Genomic DNA, 18,478 nt, shown 5'->3' on the forward strand with positions numbered 1-18,478 from the left:
TTGTGGTAGTGTCGTTTCGCGCGTCAAGTTATTGACGAGGTTCAATTGCATTTGCAGTTTGCTGGCGTCGTAAAAAAAGCTGACGCCAAAAAATTGATAAAACCTAATTAATTCAATAGCTTGCGAGCATCGCCATTTAACCCGAAAAGACCTGGGCAGAAAAATAGGTTGATATGGCTATAACAAAAGAGGTGATAGGCGACAAAAAAGGACTAGAGAAATTGCTGGAGACTTGGTTTTTGAGAGGGGGGAAATTAGTGTAGATGGCTTAGGCGAAAATTTCTGTGAGGCGCGTCGCACAAGGGGGCTGGGCGGAGATAACGCTTTCATTTTATGGCGGGCGAGCCATGCTGAGTCGCTTTTGTCGTTGATCAAAGTGAATGAAATATCACACGTCCGTCATAAGAGGCGGATAAGAATCTTTGCTCACCATAAGGGCATAGCGAGGTGACAAAATTTTCGTGGCTGACGTCCTCACTGAGTACAGTTCCCGTCAGGCTCCAGCGTTTGATTCGGCAGTCTTCTCCCGCGCTTATAAGCTGATTTCCTGCTCCGGCAAACAGGCTTCTTACGATGCCGTTATGAGCTTTCCAGACGTTCTTCACATAAGGTTCCGGTAATAAATCGATGTGTAATATATGACCGGTTCCAGTCCCGGCGAAGACGCTGTGAGCCGCGCCGTACAAGGCCAGGCAACGAATCGGGCCTGCATTGGGGGATAGGTGAAAGTAGCGCTCGCGCGTATCCGTTCGCCAGAAGCACAACGAGCCGTCTTCTCCGCCGCTGACGGCCTTTTCTTGTCCCAATGAGGCGAGATCCCATACCCAGCCCGGACGTCCCGTCAGCGTCCCCTGGAGCGTCAGATCATGATCCCAGAGACGAATAGCGCTGTCTGAACCCGTGGTGACGATTCGGTTCTCGTCCAAGACTGAAACATGCAATGGCGTCGGGCAAAAGGTGTTAATTTTCCTGACGTGAAAATAGCCCGTTTCACGCTGTTCCCATTTACTGATGGTCCCATCTCGAGAGACGGAGAAAAGATCATCTTTGGCGTTTGAACATAAATCCAGGACGGAGTTTGCGTGTTGGGACAGTGTCTGCAGCAATTGCTTCTGTGGACCCCATATGCGGATGGTTTTATCCCGTGACGCCGTGGCGAAACGTCCGCCTGAAAGCGTCGCTATCTTCCAGATATAACCGTTGTGGGCATGCAGAGTATGTGGATTCAATAGTGCAGGGATCGCGCTGATCGAGCGTGACGGTTGATAGATCAGGTCGCTGCGCAGAATGTATTTTTCTCCGCTCAGGACGGTGTCGCCGCTGTGCCAGAGGCTGTGGTCAAACACGATCAGGTCGCCGCGACGGGGCGTAAATCGAGCGCTTATTTCCGTCGCGGAAGCATCTTTGAAAAACAGGGTGTCGCCGCCGCTGAACTCTGCAGCATCATTGAGACAGAGCAGAAAGGTCAGTTTTGATTCCGAGCCGTCAGGACAGGCATAAACCCCGTCCTGATGGGGAAAGAAACTTTGCCCGGCGCTATAGCGGCAAAGGCGCAGACGAGGATTCAGTGAGCGTAGACCCCACGCAGGGTTGCTCGCTGCGTCAGACAGATTCTGAGGCAGGAACTTGCGGCAGAACTCAAACAAACGCTGCGCCAGCATAGGATCATCAACCACCTGCCTGTCGTTATTGCGGTAGCTGGGGGGATACTTTGCGTCCGCAGCGCTGAATCCACGGGCAAGGGCGTCCGCCAATAGTTGCTCACAAATAACCTCGGAAAAAACGCCACGCAGAACGAAACATTCTTTCTTCAATTCCGGCGCTAAATCGATGCGTTGGACGCCGACTGACGTGTGTTGAGAGGTGTTAAAACGACTGACGCTTTTCATAAGCCCGTTCTCCTCCATCGATACCGAAATGTCGCAGTGAATTGCATTTTGTATAAGTTGGTCAACCAACCAAAAATAGATTAAAAGCAAACTGTCGCGACGGCAATAGAAATTTGGTTAAATGACCAAAATATTTTCGGGGCTAAATTTGGGGAACGGCAGCGATGGGGAGAAAGTCCAATACCGAAGAGCGTCGCATGCAAATAGTGAACGCACTGTTGCGTGTGATGACGAAAAAGGGCTACGACGGCGCGACAATCCAGGCGATCGCTGCGGAGGCGGGTCTGACGCCGGGATTGATTCACTATCATTTCAAAGCCAAGCGGGAAATTTTATTGGCGCTGGTCGAGTATGTCGTTAGCATTGGCGAAACCCGCTACCGTAGACTGAGTGTCGACGCGCAATCGCCTGAGCAGCAATTGCGGGCGTTTGTCGACGCAAGGTTGGCGCTAGGGAAGGGCGCTGATCCAGAGGCGGTGAAAGCCTGGGTGTTGATTGGCGCCGAGGCGGTGCGGGTGGATGACGTCAGGGAGTTGTATTGCGAAGCCATCGCTATGCAAATGAAAGAGTTGGCGCAACTATTGTGGAATATCGCAGGAGATCGTTTGGCGGCGGAGGAGATTCGTAAGCTGGCGGCGATGGTTCTTGCGACGATGGAAGGCGCTTATCAACTGGCGGTGACTAACCCGGATTCCATGCCCAAGAATTTTGCGGCGGAGATGGTGATGGAGACTATCGTCAAAGCATGCGGCGGAGAACTTTCCGGCGCTAAACCCGCGCCGCCGGGGCGGAGAAGAAAGAGCGATACTCGTTGAGGCTCCACTATTTGGGCGCGTTGGTTTTCCCTTCTTCTATATCTTCTGCGATCTGGATTTCAGCGACGAGTGTCTGCTTGAGATAATCAATGCCCGGCCTCAGAGTCAGCTCCCAGGCCTGTCTCACTTCATCGCTGTAGGCATGGTCATGGCGAAGGACAGTTTCCAGCAAACAGCTCAACCATAATTCGTACATAGAGGGCGTCAGTCCCATCGTTTGATGGTTATGCGATGCTTCAATCAATCTCAATGTATCATCAGGCCGCCCGTTGGTGGCGTATTCCTCCAGGGCGTAAACTGCTGAGCGAACGGCATGCACCTGTCGTTCTATGGGGCGGCGATTGAATATGGCGCTGACGTCGGCGTCAGAGGCTTTGAGGCGTACATAGAAATCATCGACAAAGCGCACATCGCTACCCACATCGCAAAAGCAGCGCGCAAAGCTGTCTCTGAAGGCGTTCAGGTTGTGCTCGGATACTAATCTCGCGGCGTTTTCATTCATAAAAAAAGTATGGTCTCGCATACTCAGATGCGCAATGTAACCTCTCCTGATGTGTGTTTAGTCGTTTTGCCTGTAATGATGGCGATTAGCTTGGTTGCGGGATGCACTTGGAGTAATCTACGTCGACTCGCAGTATGGCCGTCGTGGGTTCTATTTTTATTCTCAAAGGAGACGCTATGCTCGAGCATGGAAAGCAGTCCTTCACCCTGACTCTCGCTCTGGCCGCCGCATGTGGCGCATTGGTGTACGCCGCCAACCTGCACCTGACGATACATCCTCTACAGCTTAAGAATGCGGAGCTGGAGCTTCAGCTACAAAACCGTATTTCGGAAGTGACCAACGCGGAGATTTACCGGGAGCTGGAACGCAAGTATGCGATGACATTGGTGGAGCGCAACATGCTGTTAAGCGCTAATTCGGAGAACTCCAACCTGCACTCTGAAGTGGCGGAATTACGATCGCAGAATAAAGCTCTGGAAGACATGCTCCGTCAACATAAAGCGGCCCTGCAAGAGCGGGACGAGAGGCTGAAATCATACAGCTCGCAGAGATTAATCCTCGATCGCATTGATGAACTGCGCAAGGAACAGCGCCGCATTGATCAGAGTCTGGCGCAACTGCTCGCTGGAACCACGCCAAACGAAAACGAAGTGTCGAGACTGAACAATCGCCTGCAAATGCTGCAACAGCAAATAGCGGCGTTGACTGCGACCTTGGCTCCGCAGAGCTAAATGGAAATTTTTTAGGGTTCTTTGTTTTTAGTCTGCGAATTTTAGTCTGCTAGCTATTTAGGAATAAGTTGTGGCTGAAGAGTTCATTATTGCAAATCACATCAAACGCCAATGGATCAGCCCCTTTGAGCTGCCTGCCAGTAGTAAGTTTCCCAGTATTTTAATGAGTGATTTTGTCCAGGCTGGGATAACACTTTTAGTTTTTCAAACTAAAACCGCTAAATTTAATGAGTACCTTCTCGGTTGCTCAAATTTTACAAGAAAGCTTCTCGGTTCATGGGCTGAGGGCGGGGTTTCCATCGTGGGAGACTATTCTGAGGAAGCGCTTAGCCGACGGATATCGCAAGACTACGAGAATATTTCATTGCAGGTTATGGCTATGATCTTTGAGACCAGAAGCGCTGGTACAGATGAGGTAATGGAACATATAGAATCTGCTGACAAAGAATGGTTAGTGCTCATCAACCAATTACTGGGCTTGGAGGGAATAGAAGCGATTTTAGAGAAAAGTTTAAAAAAAGCATTTGGCGCACAGTGGAAAGAAGGGTTTTACAAGAGGTTATATCAATGACTGGGCTTGTGGTAAGCATAATTGAAAATCAGGGACGCCTGGAGCCTGTCTACCTTAAGCCTTACGATGATTTCTTAGCTGCTTGATCAGTGGGGGCAGTATACCGTCTTTTCCATTCAGATCTTCGCTTTCCCACAGATAATTCATCGAATGGTTATAAAAAGTATTACTCTGAATAAGGCTCAATCAGGTCGCGCATCTCATCGCAACTCCAGCTTTCATAGCCTGTGCTATCTGCGGCCATTTTAAAAAGCATATATCTCTGACCTTCATAAGCAAAAGAAGTAGCCATCCATGCTGCGTACGCGTTGTCGTCTTTGGTAAGCTTGTGATCCAATTTCTGGGTGATATAAGCCACTTTTTCATCATGTGATAAGGCATCCACGTTACCTTCTTTAGACAACTCTTTAAATGATGAACACACAATATCAAAGTCATTTTCACCTGTTTTTGAAAGAAGGATGAATGCGCTTGCTGAGGCTACGAGTAAAAGGATAATTAATCCGATGGCTTTGCTGACGCACAGTTTTGAACATTCTCTAGACATTTCTACTACGCCCCGGCTGTGTCATTTTATGCAGCTCTTCTATGCGTTCCTCTAATCTCTTTAAATGCCTAGAGTTTGCTTCTGGATCAAATTCAAACTCTGCATTTAATGCTTCTGCGTCAGCGCCCATAGAAATAAGATAATTTACAATTTCCTTGTGACCAAAATCTTCTGCTACTTTGAGAGGCGTAAATCCTCCTTCGCCTTTTTGCTCTATGTCTATCCCATTTTCAACTAGCAATTTGGCTGCTTCTAAGTCTCCCCACACACAGACGCAATGAAGGGCATTATCACCCAAAGTATTTGTGTCGTTTATATCGCTGATTTTGACGCCAGCAAAATCAGCTATGCCTTCTACTTGATCCAGAAGCGCTCTGACCGATTTATTCATCCTGTATGCCTAATATCACCAAAAGAAACTCGCAGCGTTGCCGCGAACCATGTTGTTTAGCCTTGTTAGAAGCCATAAATAAATGCTTCTGACACATTATTCACTGGAGTAAAACGAACGCAGGAGTATGTGCAACCGTTCAGTAATTCGTTATTCAGATTTAGCTGCATTTATACTCCAGCCACCATCCATTTTTTAGCATTCTAATCTCCATGAAGTCCTCTCCGTTGTTCCGCTTACCATATGCAGCCGGAGGAGTGACGCCTTTCACAATATCTAATAGGCATCCAGAAATACCCAGGCCCGAGCGATGGGCCATAATGTAGTATTTGGATGGTGGGCAAAAAGTAACGCGCTCGGTTTGTGTGGTTTTGAATAGCGCTAAATATGACTTATATTTATTCTCAGGAATACCTATGTCTTTTAAAGCCTGAGAAAGGCTCAACTTACTCTCATGATTCTGCGAATGACTCCACTCACCAGAATACTCCCTATAGCCTCCGATAATATCTATTCCGACACTAAAGCAATGCTCTCCTTGAAAATCTTCGGTAACCATCGCCGTTAGCTTTTCATAAGGGATTGTGTCAGTCTCGAATCTCGCTTGTATGGCATCCAAGTCTGGTGGTGTTGAGCATGATGCAAGTGTTAAAAAAACTGGGAATATGAGTGATTTCTTCATTCTGGATTTACGTAGACCTATAGATATTGCACGGATGAACTTCCGTTTCTGAGCTTAGACGATACGTCTTCCAGTCCGCTGGCTTCAGTATAAAAGACGTGGAAATTTGAGTTGACTCACTCATGAAATAAATGTTCGAGTGCATTTTTTTGCAATAATAAGCATATAGAGACTATACACCGCCTGGCGTCTTTCTTCCCTTCTGGCTTGTTTATTTATTGCTGCTGATGCTTCTATCTGGGTGAAAAAAAGCGACCCGAAGGCCGCTAAGGGTGAGGTGGTTCAGGCTATTCTCGCCAACAGGTGGCGGCTGAAGCCTTTGCGTAGAAACTCCATCTGGTCTCCCAGAATGTTTCTGTTGGCCAGATACAGGTATTCGTACCGGCTGGGTACGAATGGCACCGCTAATAGAGGCATGCCTGCTTCCTCTGGGGTGCGGTCTCTTTTGAAGTTGTTGCACCGGATGCAGGCGCAAACGACGTTTTTCCAGATATCCCTACCGCCCCGGGACACAGGCATAATGTGATCCCGACTGAGCAGTTCATAAGGGAACGTCAATCCACAGTACATGCAGGTGCTGTCATCCCTTCGGAACAAGTACTTGTTGGTCAGCGGTGGCGTTTCCATCACGTGTTTATCGCGTCCTTCGGAAGCGATGATGGTTGGAATTTCGAGGGTGGACCGCTGTCCGTCACGTCCTGTTCCGCCTCGCAAAACAATGACGTTATCGCCGGCGCTCCAGAGTACACGGTCGTTGCAGATTAGCGTGGCCGCTTCTTCCTGGCTCATCCACTGCATGGGTTGGCCGGTTTTGTCTAATCTAAGTATGCGAGGGGTGCTCATGACTACATCTCTTCTATCTGTCTACATGTTCTGATTTTTTAAGGTTTATCTGGTTGAAATTGGCCGCCCCGCCTGGATTCGAACCAGGGTTCCCGGAGTCAAAGTCCGGTGCTTTACCAATTAAGCTACGGGGCAGGGGTGAGGGTAAATTGAGGTCATCCTTGGGGCTGCATCGCTAGGAAGAATGACAGTTTCTAGTTGTTGCTGGGGACGACGACCCGTTCGTCGAACTCGTTTTCCATGACCTTTTCCTCTTTTCTGGTCTATTTCGTTAATCAAAGTGACAACCCGGGACGGATTCGAACCATCACCTGGCGGGTTTGGAAGCCGCTGCTCTGCCAGTTAAGCTACCGGGCTGTAATACGTTTTAAGCGATAAGTGCTTTTTAAATCGCTAGTAAATGTGGTGCGTTCGGCGAGACTCGAACTCGCATGCCGATTACGGCGCCTGGTTCTAAGCCAGGTCTGTCTACCTGTTCCAACACGAACGCGTAATTCTCTAACCTGTCAGCTTGGCCTTCACTCGTAACTCCCCGATGCGTGTGGGGAGATCTCCGGCGGCGATGCGGATCAAGTCGCTTCTTTCCAGAATCACGATCAGATCATTTTGATCGACCCGGATTTGAGTCCTGTCATGGCCCAGGCGGCGATCCAATCTCTGTTTGAGGTAAGCCGCCTGATTAGCGGCGAAACCTTCCGCCAATTGATTGCTGTACATGCTTGTTACCTCGCTATAAATGGCGGCCTGTAAGAGAATTGAACTCTTGTTTCCGGGGAGACAACCCGGCGTCTTCGCCATTGGACCAACAGGCCGTGTTCGTTTTTTCATCGTCAAAATATCTGGCGGAGAGTGAGGGATTCGAACCCCCATGCCTGTCTCCAAGCCACAGTTTTCAAGACTGCTCCATTACCGTTCTGGCAACTCTCCGTTTTACGACTTCCTCTGTCTAAAAGGTGGCGGTAGGCGCAGGACTCGAACCTGCAGAACCCCTTCGGGTTCGACGAGTTAGCAACTCGCTGCCTTACCATTCGGCCAGCCTACCTAAAATCAATAATAACAATAAGTTAAGTATTATATTGGCCGCTTTAAAAAGGATTAAAAAAGCCAAAGTGTCCACATTGTGTCCACAGATAAAACGCATCAAAAAACCAGTGAGCGCTAACCCGCTGGATTCCTATTCCTTGATAAGGGGAGGGGTCCAGAGGTTTTGGCTTCCCTCTGAACGTGACTAAGTCACTAGGGGGAGGCTTTGCCTTTTGGTTTGCTGTTGATTGCGATCCAGCTGCGTAAATAATCGCATTGCCAGCTACTAAGCAGCAGGTTGTCCACGAAGCTGCCCTGCATAGGCTGGCTAAGCTTGTGTCCCGACTGTTCACTGAAATGCTTGATCATGAAATGCTTCGCTGTATCTGCAATAGAGTTGTTTATCTCGCTAGGTGTACATATGCACTACGCGTGCCAACTTTTTAATTCCGTTGTTTTTAAAGGGAAATTACGCTTCTTCTGATCCGCCACAAAAGAAGGTGGTTAGGATTGGTGGCGTCGTCAATTCGAAAAATCGAATAATTATTCGTATTTTCGAAGTCGTCTATTTCTCAAAAGATCCAACAGGTTGAAATAGAAAAGCTAGATTTGCATCGCGAGTAAAACGAGCTGGGTTATGCGTGAAGGAAATTAAACACCCGCAGTACTTGATACCGTGCAGATTCGACCTTAGCCCAATAAATCGTCATTTCTTATATAAAATTGTTTGCTATGACGCTTTCATCGAAAGCCTTATTTCCATAGATTATTTCAAAGTATTAAAGCTGCTGGACAAGGAGGGTATTTAATCAGGCTTTGTGACTGAATAGGGGAGGCGTAAGCGCGTCCTGGCCCGAAGGGCCCTTGCTGGTTTGACTTTTTAGGTGTATTCATGGCCACTCACTCTCAGGACCTCTAAATATCTTCACGAGATTCAAAAATTCATCCAGTGAAACTTCATTAGTAAAAATATACTCACCAGCGGGTATACCTTCTACCTGAATATCGTAACTGTTCTTTAGGTCACCACCCAATGTAGAGATAGAAAACGTAGCTTTGACATCGGAAATCGTGAATCCAACTCCGTGTCTCTCTTCTTTGGATGATCCAAAGTAATGAATTTCTCCAAACTCTTTCCTTACAGCATCAATCAATTCTTGAATCTGTTGGCTATGCATGCTGATTAATACCTAACACTTTGGCTGTCCTGCGTAGTTGGCGATAGCCACCGGAGTGTACTTCACCAACTTATTATGTATTGTTTTTGGCACGGACTTTATTTACAGCCTGAGTTAGCTGGCTAATTAGTAACTCAGCATTTTCAAGGCTAAGTTCGATTTCTGTATTAGAGGTTACCGCACCTTCAGGAAGAGATTCATCACCTAGATCAAACGACGTAATATCAACTTCGGGGTGTATATTCCATACTTCTAGATTTACACATTCATCATGAATACCCGCTAGAACTTCGATATAGCCTTTTCGATATTCGATAGAGTTGCACTTAATAAGATTTCTATCCATGGAATTCCTTAACTTATAAATACATATTAATTAAGTAATCTAAAGCGAATCTGTCAGGTTGACTTGTTTGCTATGCATCCCGCTCTTCTATATACGCTTTTACTTTGCCCAAAGGGGACGTATGGCCAAAAAAATACTCTTTAATCTGCTCGATACACTGAGCTTCACTGGAAACAATTGTGTCTAAGCCCTGTGGAATATCATTATCTATAATGCCTCCGACGCTGCATGGATAAGGCAAACTCACCAATCTGATGCTTGCACCTATTTGCGATATAAGTAAAGGCATACAATCACAGTCATCATCTGGATAATTTTCAATTGTATGACCACCTAAACCGGGCGGCTTTCGAACAATTCGCCCTCCATCGAAGCTATCGCTTTCAAACTCCAAACCTAGGTTGGCAATATCATCCCAAAGATTTTTCACTGATGAACCTACATTTTTAGTTCCCATTGTTCATAACGCCAAGATAAGCGGCAAATTTGGAGTGGAAGTTTTTGTGCTAGCGTAGCGTTAAAGCAAAAAAATCGGCCACGGAAAATTTGTCCTTGCTTGAGCGCCTTGTTATGTTTTTAATTGTACCCCGATACTTTGGAAGTACTCTGATATTAACCCCCACCGTTGCTCACTAAGGCTGCTAAACTCCTCTCGCCAATCTGGGCAAGAAGAATAATATTTGTCTGGGGCATTGGTAAGGAATGAATCTATCGCTTTTGCTTCAAAAGCCACACCCAATGACTGGAAGTGACCTTTATAATTCTCGATTACTTTGAATGAAGAAAAATCGCCTGCTAGTTTAAGCAATTTGCACAGAGAAGAATATAAAGTCATTGAATAGATAAAGAAATGATCCCAGCCTTCCATATCAGCGACGGACTCTAAGTAAGCGATGGAGTATACAAGCAGCTCATTTTCTTTGAGTGTGCTTTGGTCTTCTAGTCCTCTGTCTAGGACTTCATCTACATTTATGGTCTGCATAATTCGAAAACATTACGCCTTTAGCATGGGCCGAGCTGCGTAGCAGCGAAGGTCCAGCCGAAAGGCGAGCATGCCTAAACTTGTTAAGTGTCATTTTTTGAGCCTTGGTACTAACCGCATATTGTGTATATCTAATATCACCTCTTCAACTAGCTGATTATTGTAGAACTTATCAAGTTGTTCTTTTTCTTTTAGATACATAGACCAAAACTTTTTCCATTCTCTATCTTTCTTTGGAGATGGAACCCTAATTTTCCAATGAACTTGTTCGCAGACATTGCCGCATATTGCGCACTTGACTGCTTTCTCTGAATTCTGATCTCTTCTGTATTTTTGCTTGCACTCAATGCAAGCCCAAGTTCGGTTGCTCATTTTCTAAGACACTTAACGCCGCCATAACGGGCCGATCGTTCATGGCCTTGTTATGTGTTTGGCCGCCACACAAAATATGTAAATTCATGACTTTTTTCACGACAAATTAGCACTTTTGCAAAAATTTCGGGTTGCTCACCAGGATCAACTGCTAAGCCAATAGTAACTTGGGAATAAAAAACAGCGTCAGGAACAAACCCGACGACAGACTCCCATGAACTATCTGGGGCATTGTGAGCAACGAACCCCCTTGCACCTGACTCATTATTCCATTTTTCAATATCACTTTCCGAGAGATGCTCGCCAACAAGCCCATAGAATTTTTCATGAGCCACATTAGTGATTTTGGGAATACCCCATCTATTCTTCTTATTCATATCTTCTACTTACACATAACATTTATATATCGCGCATGCGCGTTTTTCCATTCCAATATTTTGAAGATAGTTCCTCGAGCCCACTGATTCCAGTGTAAAACCCCAGAAAGTCTGTAGTGGTCTAATAGTCCCGGACACATTAATAAGAGACAATACCCGTCAACGATTAAGGTGTCAGCATGAGTCAGAAAAAGTCGTATAAGCAGTATACAAAAGAGTTTAAAGAAGAGGCCGTTTCCTTGGTGCGCGACCAAGGTTATTCCGTCCCAGAAGCGGCTAAATCCCTCGGCATTAGCGCCAATATGCTCTACAAGTGGAAGGAAAAGATTGAAGCTCAACTTGAAAATCAGGTTCTGGCTGAAGACGAGCGCGCCGAGTTAAAACGGCTTCGCAAAGAAAACAAAGAGCTGCGCATGGAAAAGGAAATTCTAAAAAAGGCTTCGGCCTTCTTCGCGAAAGAAATGAAATAAAGTTCGCCTTCATTCAGGCAGAGTCGAATCGCTTCCCTGTGAAAGTGCTTTGCCGGGCTCTGCGTGCAAGTCGATCAGCATTCTATGCCTGGCGACGGCGCTCCGCGCCGGTGATCCGGTTTGATGAGCTGCATCTGCATCGGCGAATGAAGCGACTGTTTAACGCTTCTCGAAGCAGTCTGGGCAGTCGAGAGATGATGAAGAAGCTACGCGAAGAAGGCTTTCAGGTGGGACGCTACCGGGTTCGCAAGCTCATGAGGCGGCTTGGTCTTCAGGTCACGCAACGCGTTGCTTACAAAGCCACTACAAGGCGCAAACACCATCATGCGGTGGCGGATAACTTGTTGAATCAGAATTTTAATCCTACCGCGCCCAATCAGGTTTGGGCTGGCGACGTGACCTATCTGAAAACAGGAGAAGGCTGGATATATCTGGCCATTGTCATGGATTTATATTCCCGAAGGATCGTCGGGTGGCGCATCGATAAGCGCATGACAACGAGCCTGGTCAGCCAGGCGCTGATCAAGGCCTACAATTTGCGGAAGCCGCCCAAGGGCCTGGTATTCCATAGTGACCGGGGCTCTCAGTACACCAGCGGACATTATCGAAAACTGCTGGAAAAGTATGAAATCAGGGCAAGTATGGGCGATGTAGGAGCCTGTTGGGACAATGCGGTGGTTGAACGCTTTTTTGGTAGCCTTAAGCATGACTGGATATTAAAAATCCCCCAGCCCACCCGGGAACACATGAAGCAGGATGTCGCAGCCTACATGAGGTATTACAACCTCGAAAGACTGCATACGGCGAACAATGATATGTCGCCGGTTAATTATGAAAACTCTCTAAAGAAAGTGTCCGGTGGGATTTGACCAGAACAGTCAAACTACCAACCGTGCGTGCGCATATACCCTTTTTAGGGGGGCTCGTTATCACAACTGTATGGCTCGAAAGTTATTGAATCAAGGCACTTTTTAGGAAGGCATCATCAGAAAACCGAGCCATTCGCTATGAAAAAGCGTGCGACTTTCCAGCCATGTGAGAAATAAACTGTATTTATATATAGGCAAACATAAAAAATTACCTGCCCCCTTTGGGCGTAGGGCCTAACCCCAATTTTAGAAACTTGGCATTTACTCAAATCGCGCAGGCGTGGGGAGGAGTGAGTTTTCGTACCACTACAGCTTGTGGACTGTAGTGAGATGACTGCATGATTCTTGGGCGAATGAAAATTTGGGACCTGCGCAGTTAGAAAAGGGCACAATGTATGCTCGAAAGCAGACGCCAAGGAGAAGAGTTGGCTTTTTAGTTAATATTAAATAGCAATAGACTGCTTTCGGACAAAAGCAGACGTTGAGTCCACGCCAATATTTGCGATACGATCCGCTTGTTATGCATGGCAAGCACAAATAATTTTGAAGAATTCTGTTTTTACTATATCACCAGATAACTCTTTTAAGCAGTGATCCGTTATTCTCCTCCCGTTTTTTTTATAGTCGATAGCCCACCCATTCCTTTTACTTTCTTTCCTGATCTCATATTTATCCCTATTTTGTCCAATGCCTACCCATGTATTTTCATCAAGTGGCGACCAATCTATTGGAACTATAACTCTTTCCAATGATTGTCGGAACTCACTAGCGCTCTGGTATCGCTTAGCAGGGTCGTTGTTAATTGATTTGTTGATTATGGTCTTTACTTTTCGTGGGATATGCGGAAGATAATCTCTCTCAGGATATTTATTCTTCTTTACTGCTGCTCGCCATTCATCTATAGAGGTAAATTTAAATTCAATATTAGGTAGATTGTTGACGAGTCGAAAAAGTGTCATTCCCATAGCGTATATATCACTTAATCTATCCATTGGGTTGCCATCTATAACCTCCAGTGGTTGATGAGGTCGATACCCCATTGTGTCAGATGGGTCAATATGGTAATCAAGTGCGAGGCCAAAGTCAGAAAGTTTTGCCTCGCCGTTATCCCCAAGCAAGATATTCCCAGGCTTAATATCTCTATGAAGCACATTATTATTATGAGCGTGCTCTAAGCCCAAAAGAGCTTCAGACACAATCTTTAGTGATTCTTGTATTGAAATAAAGCGACTATCTAAATGCTTTTGAATTGAACCCTTTGCCAAATACTCCATTGCGATGTAAACACAAGGAACTCCCTCATAGGCACACACATCGACTTCTTTTACATCAACAATGTGCTTGTGTCTGCATCCCTCAAGTGTTTGAGCTTCTTTTACAGCTTCTACAAATTTATCTGGCTCAGGTACTTGTATTAGTTTAATAGCTCTATCTGCCTTGAGTAGCGGATCATATGCTTCGAACACAATGCCAAAGTTACCGTTACCTAAGAATTCGATTATGTTGAATTTCCTTATTTTGTCAGGAATTTTCACAACAGAAACCATGCTATCAATGCTGCATCTTTAGTCGTCACATCCCAATAAGGCGGGTGCTTGCCAATATGATCATCTACATATTTATAAATGTCGTCTTTTTTCGTGAGACCAAACTTGGTTGCGTTTATACCTTGCTTAGTAAAATGGTTTGTTGATATATTTCTCTTATGGCAGCACAAATTCAAAATGCCAAGAGGAAAAATGGAATTTTGAATTGGTTTTGTGGAGCTTAGTGTCAATGGTAGCTTGTAGCCTACTGACTCAGGTGAATGCTTATCAAGGAGCAGGCATATCTGTGTTTCAAGCCAGCCAGCTGTTGATACATTATCTAGAGCTTTGGGGTAGATTATTTTATCTTTTTCGACAAACATAACTGTATCCCCATCCTTTTCAAGAACACAATACCTGAAATCATTTGTTGTAAAGTTAAACCCAATACTATTCATGATTTCCTTCCTTTTTAATAACTACAAATATTTTTCGTTTTAATAATATAAGTAATATTGAAGCACTTTTATTACTCCTAACTTTTAATGTTCGCTAAGGGTTGGGAGCAGTCTTTTACTGCTCAACACTGTCTAAAAAGATAGCACACACACCAATATCTGCTTTGGGTGATCGGCTAATATTTGAGCCTATGGCATTACCCCTCTAATCTGCCCTTTCAATGCGCCAGCGTGGCTCGCCTGACTACTATGGCTCCCACTGCTTGACCGCGTTCCGCTTCCTCCTCCTCCGTGGGTGTGGCTCGCCGTTGTAGCCGCCAACTCCTGAACCACACCGATTAGGTCCGCATTCACTTGCAACACGTCCACGCCCCCGCCGCCTATGGCGATAGCTGGCGCTTGGATGGTCACGGCGGCGCTTCGATGATTTGCGTTTGGATCTTCCTGGCCGCGCTGGCGATGTCCGTATGGTAGCCCTGAACGTTAATGATTTTGTTGGCGTTGGTCTGCGCGTCGCTGCCGCTGATCGCCATGAAGCGCGAGCCGCCCACGGTGGTTTGGTCGTCGCCTTGGATCGACGCTTGGCGATCCAAGACGACCGCTTGGTTAAGATCTGTGGCGGTGGTCAGGTTCAGGTTATCCGCCGCCAGGTTGGCATGGCCTCCGCTCAGCAGCTTTAACGCGCCTAGAGCCTCCACGGTCTTCACGCCGCCGATATGCTCCGCGCTGTGTTCGTTGATCTCGGTCAGGCTGTCCTGGTAACGCTCTTGATTATCCTGGGCGTCCACGCGCCGGCGCACCGTTTCGGATTGCTGCCACACCGGGTCACTCGGCTGGGTGCCTGGCGCGCCTAGGCCCTGTCCCAATACCGTGCGGATAAAGGGCTGATCCGGCAGGCCGTAAGCGAACGCGACCTCTACGATGGTCCCCGGTTCCGGGAAACCGAACTGGCCGCGCAGAAGGCGTTATGCAAGGCTCCCTCTTGCAATATGATGTGCTGCATACATAAGCGCCGCTCTGATTTTTGCTTCGTTAAGGGAGGGGAAATCAGAAATAATTTCAGAATGACTCATGCCGCAAGCAAGCATTTCCAGAATGGCTTCAACCGTTATCCGCGTCCCTTTAATGCAAGGCTTGCCAACCATTACGTCAGGGTTTGTTTCAATGTAGTGCAGGTACTCTTTGGACATATCTCCCTCCTTTTTCTTACGAGCTCATAATAAATTTGAAGGAAGCTGGTGGCTATTATCCAGTGTAGCGGTTACGAAGAGGTTTAATGCTTCCGGCCGAACCGAGAGAACTCTACACCTTAAAGAGTCCGACGGCTCAAAAGTCTGGCTGTGTATTATTAATGTGGCAATGATATTGGCATGTTAATCATCAGGCGCATGGATGCGCTTGCGCGGCGCCTAGCCGCGGGAGACAGGGCCTGACGTGTGCAGGCTCGTCGTTGCAGACAAATAGAAGGAAGCTATTTGTCTGCCTGATTAATAGTCTCAATTGCAGGCGCTTAATACAAAAAACGCAGTACAAAAATGTTGGAGCCTGGTGTGTTTTCACTGTCGCTCCAAGTAACCGTTCTTTGTTATGTGCTCTCTTTCGTCACGCGACGTTTTTACCGCGCTGCTCGAAAAAAACACATAAAAAAACCCGGTGAGCTTTCGCCCGCCGGGTTCTCGTTCCCTGTGAGGGGAGAGTGTCCGGAGGGCGTTTGCTTCCCTCCGGACGTGATTACGTCATCGAAGGGTGTGGTTCGCCTTTGATTCGCCGAGATCGTTTGATTTGCTCCAGTCGCTGGAATAATCGCAATACCAATCGTTATGGCGCAGGCAGGCCACTAAGCCGTTACTTATTGGCTGGCTCAGTATCTGTCCTGGTTGTTGATTGAAGTGCTTAATCATGAAAAACATGTCGTTATCCGCAATGGAGTCGTTAAGTTTAAGTTGCCCGTATATTAGCACTAGTCGTGCCAACTTTTTATTTTCTGTGAGAGAAATCTGAGATCGCCATGTTTTCCGGGGCCTGAGATGTGTGTGCGGGAAATCTGTAGTAATGGCGATGAGTCGCATTAAGAAAAGAGAGTTTTCTTATTTTTGAATCAAATATTCGAAAAAAAGAAGTTTTCATCTAAAATTCTCACAATTAAGTCTGTGGCGGAGTGGGTAGAGCGGAGTGGCGATCAAGAAACGTAAATATAAAGTGGTATTTGGCTTTTTAGGCTCCACTATGGATGCCGTGTCCCGTCGCAGGGGGAAATATGAAAAGCGCTGGCAGCGTTGGCGGCCTACCGTGTCCATTGCGCAACATCCAGAGGCGTTTCCTGTCGATCGCTTAGTGTTGCTGTATAACCCCCAGGATCGCGAACTGGCGGACGAAGTGATCGCCGATATTGGCGACGTGGCGCCCAAACTTCAGGTGGATCTGCAGCAACTGGATTTCGATGCGCCCTGGGATTTGCATCAGGTGTTTCCCAAACTGTATCAGTTTATTGACGGCTACCCCTTTGATACGGAGAAGGAGGAGTACTTCTTTCATATCACCACCGGTTCCCACATCCAGCAGATCTCTATCTTTTTATCTGTGGGCGCCCGCTATTTTCCCGGCAAGTTGCTGCAAACCGCGCCGAGTCGCGACCATGAGGGCGGCAGCAAGGTGGAAGTGATCGATCTGGATAATGCGCCGCGTTCCGTGGCGGAAATATTCAGCCAATCGCGTAAGCGCGACACCGATTATTTGAAGTCCGGTATCAACACCCGTAATGCGGATTTCAATCAGTTGATAAAGCAGATTGAGACCGTGGCGATTCGCACCCGCGCACCCATATTAATTACAGGACCGACCGGAGCCGGTAAGTCCAGATTGGGTTCTCGTATCTACGAACTGAAGCGCAAGCGTCAGGATGTGAAAGGCGCTTTTGTGGAGGTCAACTGCGCCACCTTGCGTGGGGATAACGCTATGTCTGCGTTGTTTGGGCATCGCAAAGGCGCCTTTACGGGCGCGGTTGAAAAACGGGACGGTTTATTGAAAGAGGCTGATGGCGGCGTATTGTTTCTGGACGAAATTGGTGAACTGCCTCTGGATGAACAGGCGATGTTGTTGCGCGCCATAGAAGATAAGCGCTTTTTCCCATTGGGAGCGGACAAAGAAGAAAACAGCGATTTTCAACTCATCGCGGGTACTAACAGAGATCTACGCCAGGATGTTATTGATGGGCGTTTCCGGGAGGATTTGTTCTCGCGCATCAACCTGTGGACATATCGTTTGCCGGGGCTGGCGGATCGGCATGAAGATATCGAGCCTAATCTGGACTACGAGCTGCAACGCTTTGAGCGTGAAAACGGCATTCGCGTGCGCTTCAGTCAGGAAAGTCGCAAACGCTACCTTAAGTTCGCCTGTTCTCCCAGCGCATTGTGGAAGGGTAACTTTCGCGACCTCAACGCCAGCGTCACGCGTATGGCGACCTTGGCGGAGGCCGGAGAGATTGATGTGGCCCTGGTGGAGGCTGAGATGGAGCGTTTAGGATATCTCTGGGGAATGGAGCTGCGCTCCGCAACTCAACAGGCAGAATCTGGCCTGCTGGAGAATCTGCTGTCGCCGGAACAGATGGAGGAAATGGACCATCTGGATCAGGTGCAATTGGAAGCCGTGGTGCGCGCCTGCCGGGACAGCAGTTCGGCTGCAGAGGCGGGGCGACGCTTGTTTGCGGCCTCGCGTCTGAAGAAGCGTCGCTTGAATGACAGTCAGCGCGTGGCGGCGATACTGGACAAATATGGCCTGCATTTCGACCAGATAAAAAACGCCAGGTAGCGTCGTGTACATTTAACGGCGGCGGGAGTATAACTGGTTAATTCCGGCCTGAGCGCGTAAGAGGTTGCGAGGGGAAAGCGGAACATCGCCAAGGGGAGA

General features: G+C 47.2%; 22 protein-coding genes and 6 tRNA genes. 5 read left to right on the forward strand and 23 right to left on the reverse strand.

Features of this window, described 5'->3' with window-relative positions; translation table 11 throughout:
• Positions 1-371 precede the first annotated feature (371 nt).
• Positions 372-1,889 carry a 2OG-Fe(II) oxygenase gene (locus tag ACQYWX_RS05495; protein ID WP_431688149.1) on the reverse strand — a complete coding sequence of 506 codons (1,518 nt, stop codon included), beginning with the start codon at positions 1,887-1,889 and terminating at the stop codon, positions 372-374.
• A gap of 164 nt (positions 1,890-2,053) precedes the next feature.
• Between ACQYWX_RS05495 and ACQYWX_RS05500 the strand changes: the two genes are divergently transcribed.
• A complete protein-coding gene (locus ACQYWX_RS05500) occupies positions 2,054-2,704 on the forward strand; it encodes a TetR/AcrR family transcriptional regulator (protein WP_431688150.1) in 651 nt (216 codons plus the stop codon).
• Positions 2,705-2,711: 7 nt separating this feature from the next.
• On the opposite strand, the gene ACQYWX_RS05505 is transcribed toward ACQYWX_RS05500, so the two are convergent.
• Positions 2,712-3,206 (reverse strand): hypothetical protein, encoded by a 495-nt coding sequence (locus ACQYWX_RS05505; protein WP_431688151.1) that lies wholly within the window; start codon positions 3,204-3,206, stop codon positions 2,712-2,714.
• A gap of 176 nt (positions 3,207-3,382) precedes the next feature.
• On the opposite strand from ACQYWX_RS05505, the gene ACQYWX_RS05510 reads away from it, so the two are divergent.
• Positions 3,383-3,937, forward strand: a complete 555-nt coding sequence (locus ACQYWX_RS05510; protein WP_431688152.1) for a hypothetical protein — start codon at positions 3,383-3,385, stop codon at positions 3,935-3,937.
• Between the two features lie 70 nt (positions 3,938-4,007).
• Positions 4,008-4,508 (forward strand): hypothetical protein, encoded by a 501-nt coding sequence (locus ACQYWX_RS05515; protein ID WP_431688153.1) that lies wholly within the window; start codon positions 4,008-4,010, stop codon positions 4,506-4,508.
• Between the two features lie 166 nt (positions 4,509-4,674).
• Here ACQYWX_RS05515 and ACQYWX_RS05520 read toward each other — a convergent pair whose 3' ends face one another.
• The 17 genes from ACQYWX_RS05520 to ACQYWX_RS05600 form a co-directional block, all read right to left on the reverse strand.
• Positions 4,675-5,055 (reverse strand): hypothetical protein, encoded by a 381-nt coding sequence (locus tag ACQYWX_RS05520; protein WP_431688154.1) that lies wholly within the window; start codon positions 5,053-5,055, stop codon positions 4,675-4,677.
• The gene (locus ACQYWX_RS05525; protein ID WP_431688155.1) at positions 5,048-5,446 is read right to left on the reverse strand and encodes an ankyrin repeat domain-containing protein; all 399 of its coding nucleotides are present in this window, start codon (positions 5,444-5,446) and stop codon (positions 5,048-5,050) included. Before ACQYWX_RS05525 ends, ACQYWX_RS05520 begins: the two co-directional genes overlap by 8 nt.
• Before the next feature lie 160 nt (positions 5,447-5,606).
• The gene (locus ACQYWX_RS05530) at positions 5,607-6,128 is read right to left on the reverse strand and encodes a hypothetical protein (protein ID WP_431688156.1); all 522 of its coding nucleotides are present in this window, start codon (positions 6,126-6,128) and stop codon (positions 5,607-5,609) included.
• A gap of 282 nt (positions 6,129-6,410) precedes the next feature.
• Positions 6,411-6,971 carry an HNH endonuclease gene (locus ACQYWX_RS05535; RefSeq protein ID WP_011399230.1) on the reverse strand — a complete coding sequence of 187 codons (561 nt, stop codon included), beginning with the start codon at positions 6,969-6,971 and terminating at the stop codon, positions 6,411-6,413.
• Between the two features lie 60 nt (positions 6,972-7,031).
• Positions 7,032-7,106 (reverse strand) — tRNA-Gln (locus ACQYWX_RS05540).
• 149 nt (positions 7,107-7,255) lie between these two features.
• Positions 7,256-7,328 (reverse strand) — tRNA-Trp (locus tag ACQYWX_RS05545).
• 46 nt (positions 7,329-7,374) lie between these two features.
• Positions 7,375-7,461: transfer RNA gene (locus tag ACQYWX_RS05550), tRNA-Leu, on the reverse strand.
• An 8-nt stretch (positions 7,462-7,469) separates the two neighbouring features.
• On the reverse strand, positions 7,470-7,688 hold the full coding sequence (locus tag ACQYWX_RS05555) for a hypothetical protein (RefSeq protein WP_216735199.1): 219 nt from the start codon (positions 7,686-7,688) through the stop codon (positions 7,470-7,472).
• 20 nt (positions 7,689-7,708) lie between these two features.
• Positions 7,709-7,783 (reverse strand) — tRNA-Asp (locus ACQYWX_RS05560).
• Between the two features lie 28 nt (positions 7,784-7,811).
• Positions 7,812-7,898, reverse strand: a tRNA-Ser gene (locus ACQYWX_RS05565).
• Between the two features lie 27 nt (positions 7,899-7,925).
• Positions 7,926-8,013: transfer RNA gene (locus ACQYWX_RS05570), tRNA-Ser, on the reverse strand.
• 194 nt (positions 8,014-8,207) lie between these two features.
• Positions 8,208-8,363, reverse strand: coding sequence for a hypothetical protein (locus tag ACQYWX_RS05575; protein ID WP_431688157.1), 156 nt, complete (start codon positions 8,361-8,363; stop codon positions 8,208-8,210).
• A 521-nt stretch (positions 8,364-8,884) separates the two neighbouring features.
• On the reverse strand, positions 8,885-9,172 hold the full coding sequence (locus tag ACQYWX_RS05580) for a hypothetical protein (RefSeq protein ID WP_431688158.1): 288 nt from the start codon (positions 9,170-9,172) through the stop codon (positions 8,885-8,887).
• Between the two features lie 73 nt (positions 9,173-9,245).
• Entirely contained in the window at positions 9,246-9,518 is a 273-nt protein-coding gene (locus ACQYWX_RS05585; RefSeq protein ID WP_431688159.1) for a hypothetical protein, read from the reverse strand.
• A gap of 70 nt (positions 9,519-9,588) precedes the next feature.
• Positions 9,589-9,975 carry a hypothetical protein gene (locus ACQYWX_RS05590; RefSeq protein WP_431688160.1) on the reverse strand — a complete coding sequence of 129 codons (387 nt, stop codon included), beginning with the start codon at positions 9,973-9,975 and terminating at the stop codon, positions 9,589-9,591.
• Positions 9,976-10,086: 111 nt separating this feature from the next.
• The gene (locus ACQYWX_RS05595; protein WP_431688161.1) at positions 10,087-10,500 is read right to left on the reverse strand and encodes a hypothetical protein; all 414 of its coding nucleotides are present in this window, start codon (positions 10,498-10,500) and stop codon (positions 10,087-10,089) included.
• A gap of 422 nt (positions 10,501-10,922) precedes the next feature.
• Positions 10,923-11,249 (reverse strand): DUF440 family protein, encoded by a 327-nt coding sequence (locus ACQYWX_RS05600; protein ID WP_431688162.1) that lies wholly within the window; start codon positions 11,247-11,249, stop codon positions 10,923-10,925.
• 179 nt (positions 11,250-11,428) lie between these two features.
• On the opposite strand from ACQYWX_RS05600, the gene ACQYWX_RS05605 reads away from it, so the two are divergent.
• A protein-coding gene (locus ACQYWX_RS05605) for an IS3 family transposase (RefSeq protein WP_431685671.1) occupies positions 11,429-12,588 on the forward strand; the annotation gives its coding sequence in 2 pieces (ribosomal slippage) (positions 11,429-11,693 and positions 11,693-12,588; 1,161 coding nt in all).
• Positions 12,589-13,106: 518 nt separating this feature from the next.
• On the opposite strand, the gene ACQYWX_RS05610 is transcribed toward ACQYWX_RS05605, so the two are convergent.
• The 4 genes from ACQYWX_RS05610 to ACQYWX_RS05625 form a co-directional block, all read right to left on the reverse strand.
• Positions 13,107-14,123, reverse strand: coding sequence for a serine/threonine-protein kinase (locus ACQYWX_RS05610; protein ID WP_431688163.1), 1,017 nt, complete (start codon positions 14,121-14,123; stop codon positions 13,107-13,109).
• Entirely contained in the window at positions 14,120-14,572 is a 453-nt protein-coding gene (locus ACQYWX_RS05615) for a hypothetical protein (RefSeq protein ID WP_431688164.1), read from the reverse strand. The genes ACQYWX_RS05610 and ACQYWX_RS05615 overlap by 4 nt, the downstream gene beginning before the upstream one ends.
• Positions 14,573-14,979: 407 nt before the next feature.
• Positions 14,980-15,393: a hypothetical protein gene (locus ACQYWX_RS05620; protein ID WP_431688165.1), complete on the reverse strand. Its 414-nt coding sequence runs from the start codon at positions 15,391-15,393 to the stop codon at positions 14,980-14,982.
• A 144-nt stretch (positions 15,394-15,537) separates the two neighbouring features.
• Positions 15,538-15,762, reverse strand: coding sequence for a DUF433 domain-containing protein (locus ACQYWX_RS05625; RefSeq protein ID WP_431688166.1), 225 nt, complete (start codon positions 15,760-15,762; stop codon positions 15,538-15,540).
• Between the two features lie 982 nt (positions 15,763-16,744).
• On the opposite strand from ACQYWX_RS05625, the gene rtcR reads away from it, so the two are divergent.
• Positions 16,745-18,379, forward strand: coding sequence for an RNA repair transcriptional activator RtcR (gene rtcR, locus ACQYWX_RS05630; protein WP_431688167.1), 1,635 nt, complete (start codon positions 16,745-16,747; stop codon positions 18,377-18,379).
• Positions 18,380-18,478 lie beyond the last annotated feature (99 nt).

Origin of the sequence: Hahella sp. NBU794 (assembly GCF_050749805.1) — a bacterium.
Classification (GTDB): domain Bacteria; phylum Pseudomonadota; class Gammaproteobacteria; order Pseudomonadales; family Oleiphilaceae; genus Hahella.

What these genes read in the sequence shown, in the direction of transcription:
- ACQYWX_RS05495 (WP_431688149.1), bottom strand. Translation starts at nt 1,889, where the DNA reads ATGAAAAGCGTCAGTCGTTTTAACACCTCTCAACACACGTCAGTCGGC.
- ACQYWX_RS05500 (WP_431688150.1), top strand. Translation starts at nt 2,054, where the DNA reads ATGGGGAGAAAGTCCAATACCGAAGAGCGTCGCATGCAAATAGTGAAC.
- ACQYWX_RS05505 (WP_431688151.1), bottom strand. Translation starts at nt 3,206, where the DNA reads ATGAATGAAAACGCCGCGAGATTAGTATCCGAGCACAACCTGAACGCC.
- ACQYWX_RS05510 (WP_431688152.1), top strand. Translation starts at nt 3,383, where the DNA reads ATGCTCGAGCATGGAAAGCAGTCCTTCACCCTGACTCTCGCTCTGGCC.
- ACQYWX_RS05520 (WP_431688154.1), bottom strand. Translation starts at nt 5,055, where the DNA reads ATGTCTAGAGAATGTTCAAAACTGTGCGTCAGCAAAGCCATCGGATTA.
- ACQYWX_RS05525 (WP_431688155.1), bottom strand. Translation starts at nt 5,446, where the DNA reads ATGAATAAATCGGTCAGAGCGCTTCTGGATCAAGTAGAAGGCATAGCT.
- ACQYWX_RS05530 (WP_431688156.1), bottom strand. Translation starts at nt 6,128, where the DNA reads ATGAAGAAATCACTCATATTCCCAGTTTTTTTAACACTTGCATCATGC.
- ACQYWX_RS05535 (WP_011399230.1), bottom strand. Translation starts at nt 6,971, where the DNA reads ATGAGCACCCCTCGCATACTTAGATTAGACAAAACCGGCCAACCCATG.
- ACQYWX_RS05555 (WP_216735199.1), bottom strand. Translation starts at nt 7,688, where the DNA reads ATGTACAGCAATCAATTGGCGGAAGGTTTCGCCGCTAATCAGGCGGCT.
- ACQYWX_RS05575 (WP_431688157.1), bottom strand. Translation starts at nt 8,363, where the DNA reads ATGATCAAGCATTTCAGTGAACAGTCGGGACACAAGCTTAGCCAGCCT.
- ACQYWX_RS05580 (WP_431688158.1), bottom strand. Translation starts at nt 9,172, where the DNA reads ATGCATAGCCAACAGATTCAAGAATTGATTGATGCTGTAAGGAAAGAG.
- ACQYWX_RS05585 (WP_431688159.1), bottom strand. Translation starts at nt 9,518, where the DNA reads ATGGATAGAAATCTTATTAAGTGCAACTCTATCGAATATCGAAAAGGC.
- ACQYWX_RS05590 (WP_431688160.1), bottom strand. Translation starts at nt 9,975, where the DNA reads ATGGGAACTAAAAATGTAGGTTCATCAGTGAAAAATCTTTGGGATGAT.
- ACQYWX_RS05595 (WP_431688161.1), bottom strand. Translation starts at nt 10,500, where the DNA reads ATGCAGACCATAAATGTAGATGAAGTCCTAGACAGAGGACTAGAAGAC.
- ACQYWX_RS05600 (WP_431688162.1), bottom strand. Translation starts at nt 11,249, where the DNA reads ATGAATAAGAAGAATAGATGGGGTATTCCCAAAATCACTAATGTGGCT.
- ACQYWX_RS05615 (WP_431688164.1), bottom strand. Translation starts at nt 14,572, where the DNA reads ATGAATAGTATTGGGTTTAACTTTACAACAAATGATTTCAGGTATTGT.
- ACQYWX_RS05625 (WP_431688166.1), bottom strand. Translation starts at nt 15,762, where the DNA reads ATGTCCAAAGAGTACCTGCACTACATTGAAACAAACCCTGACGTAATG.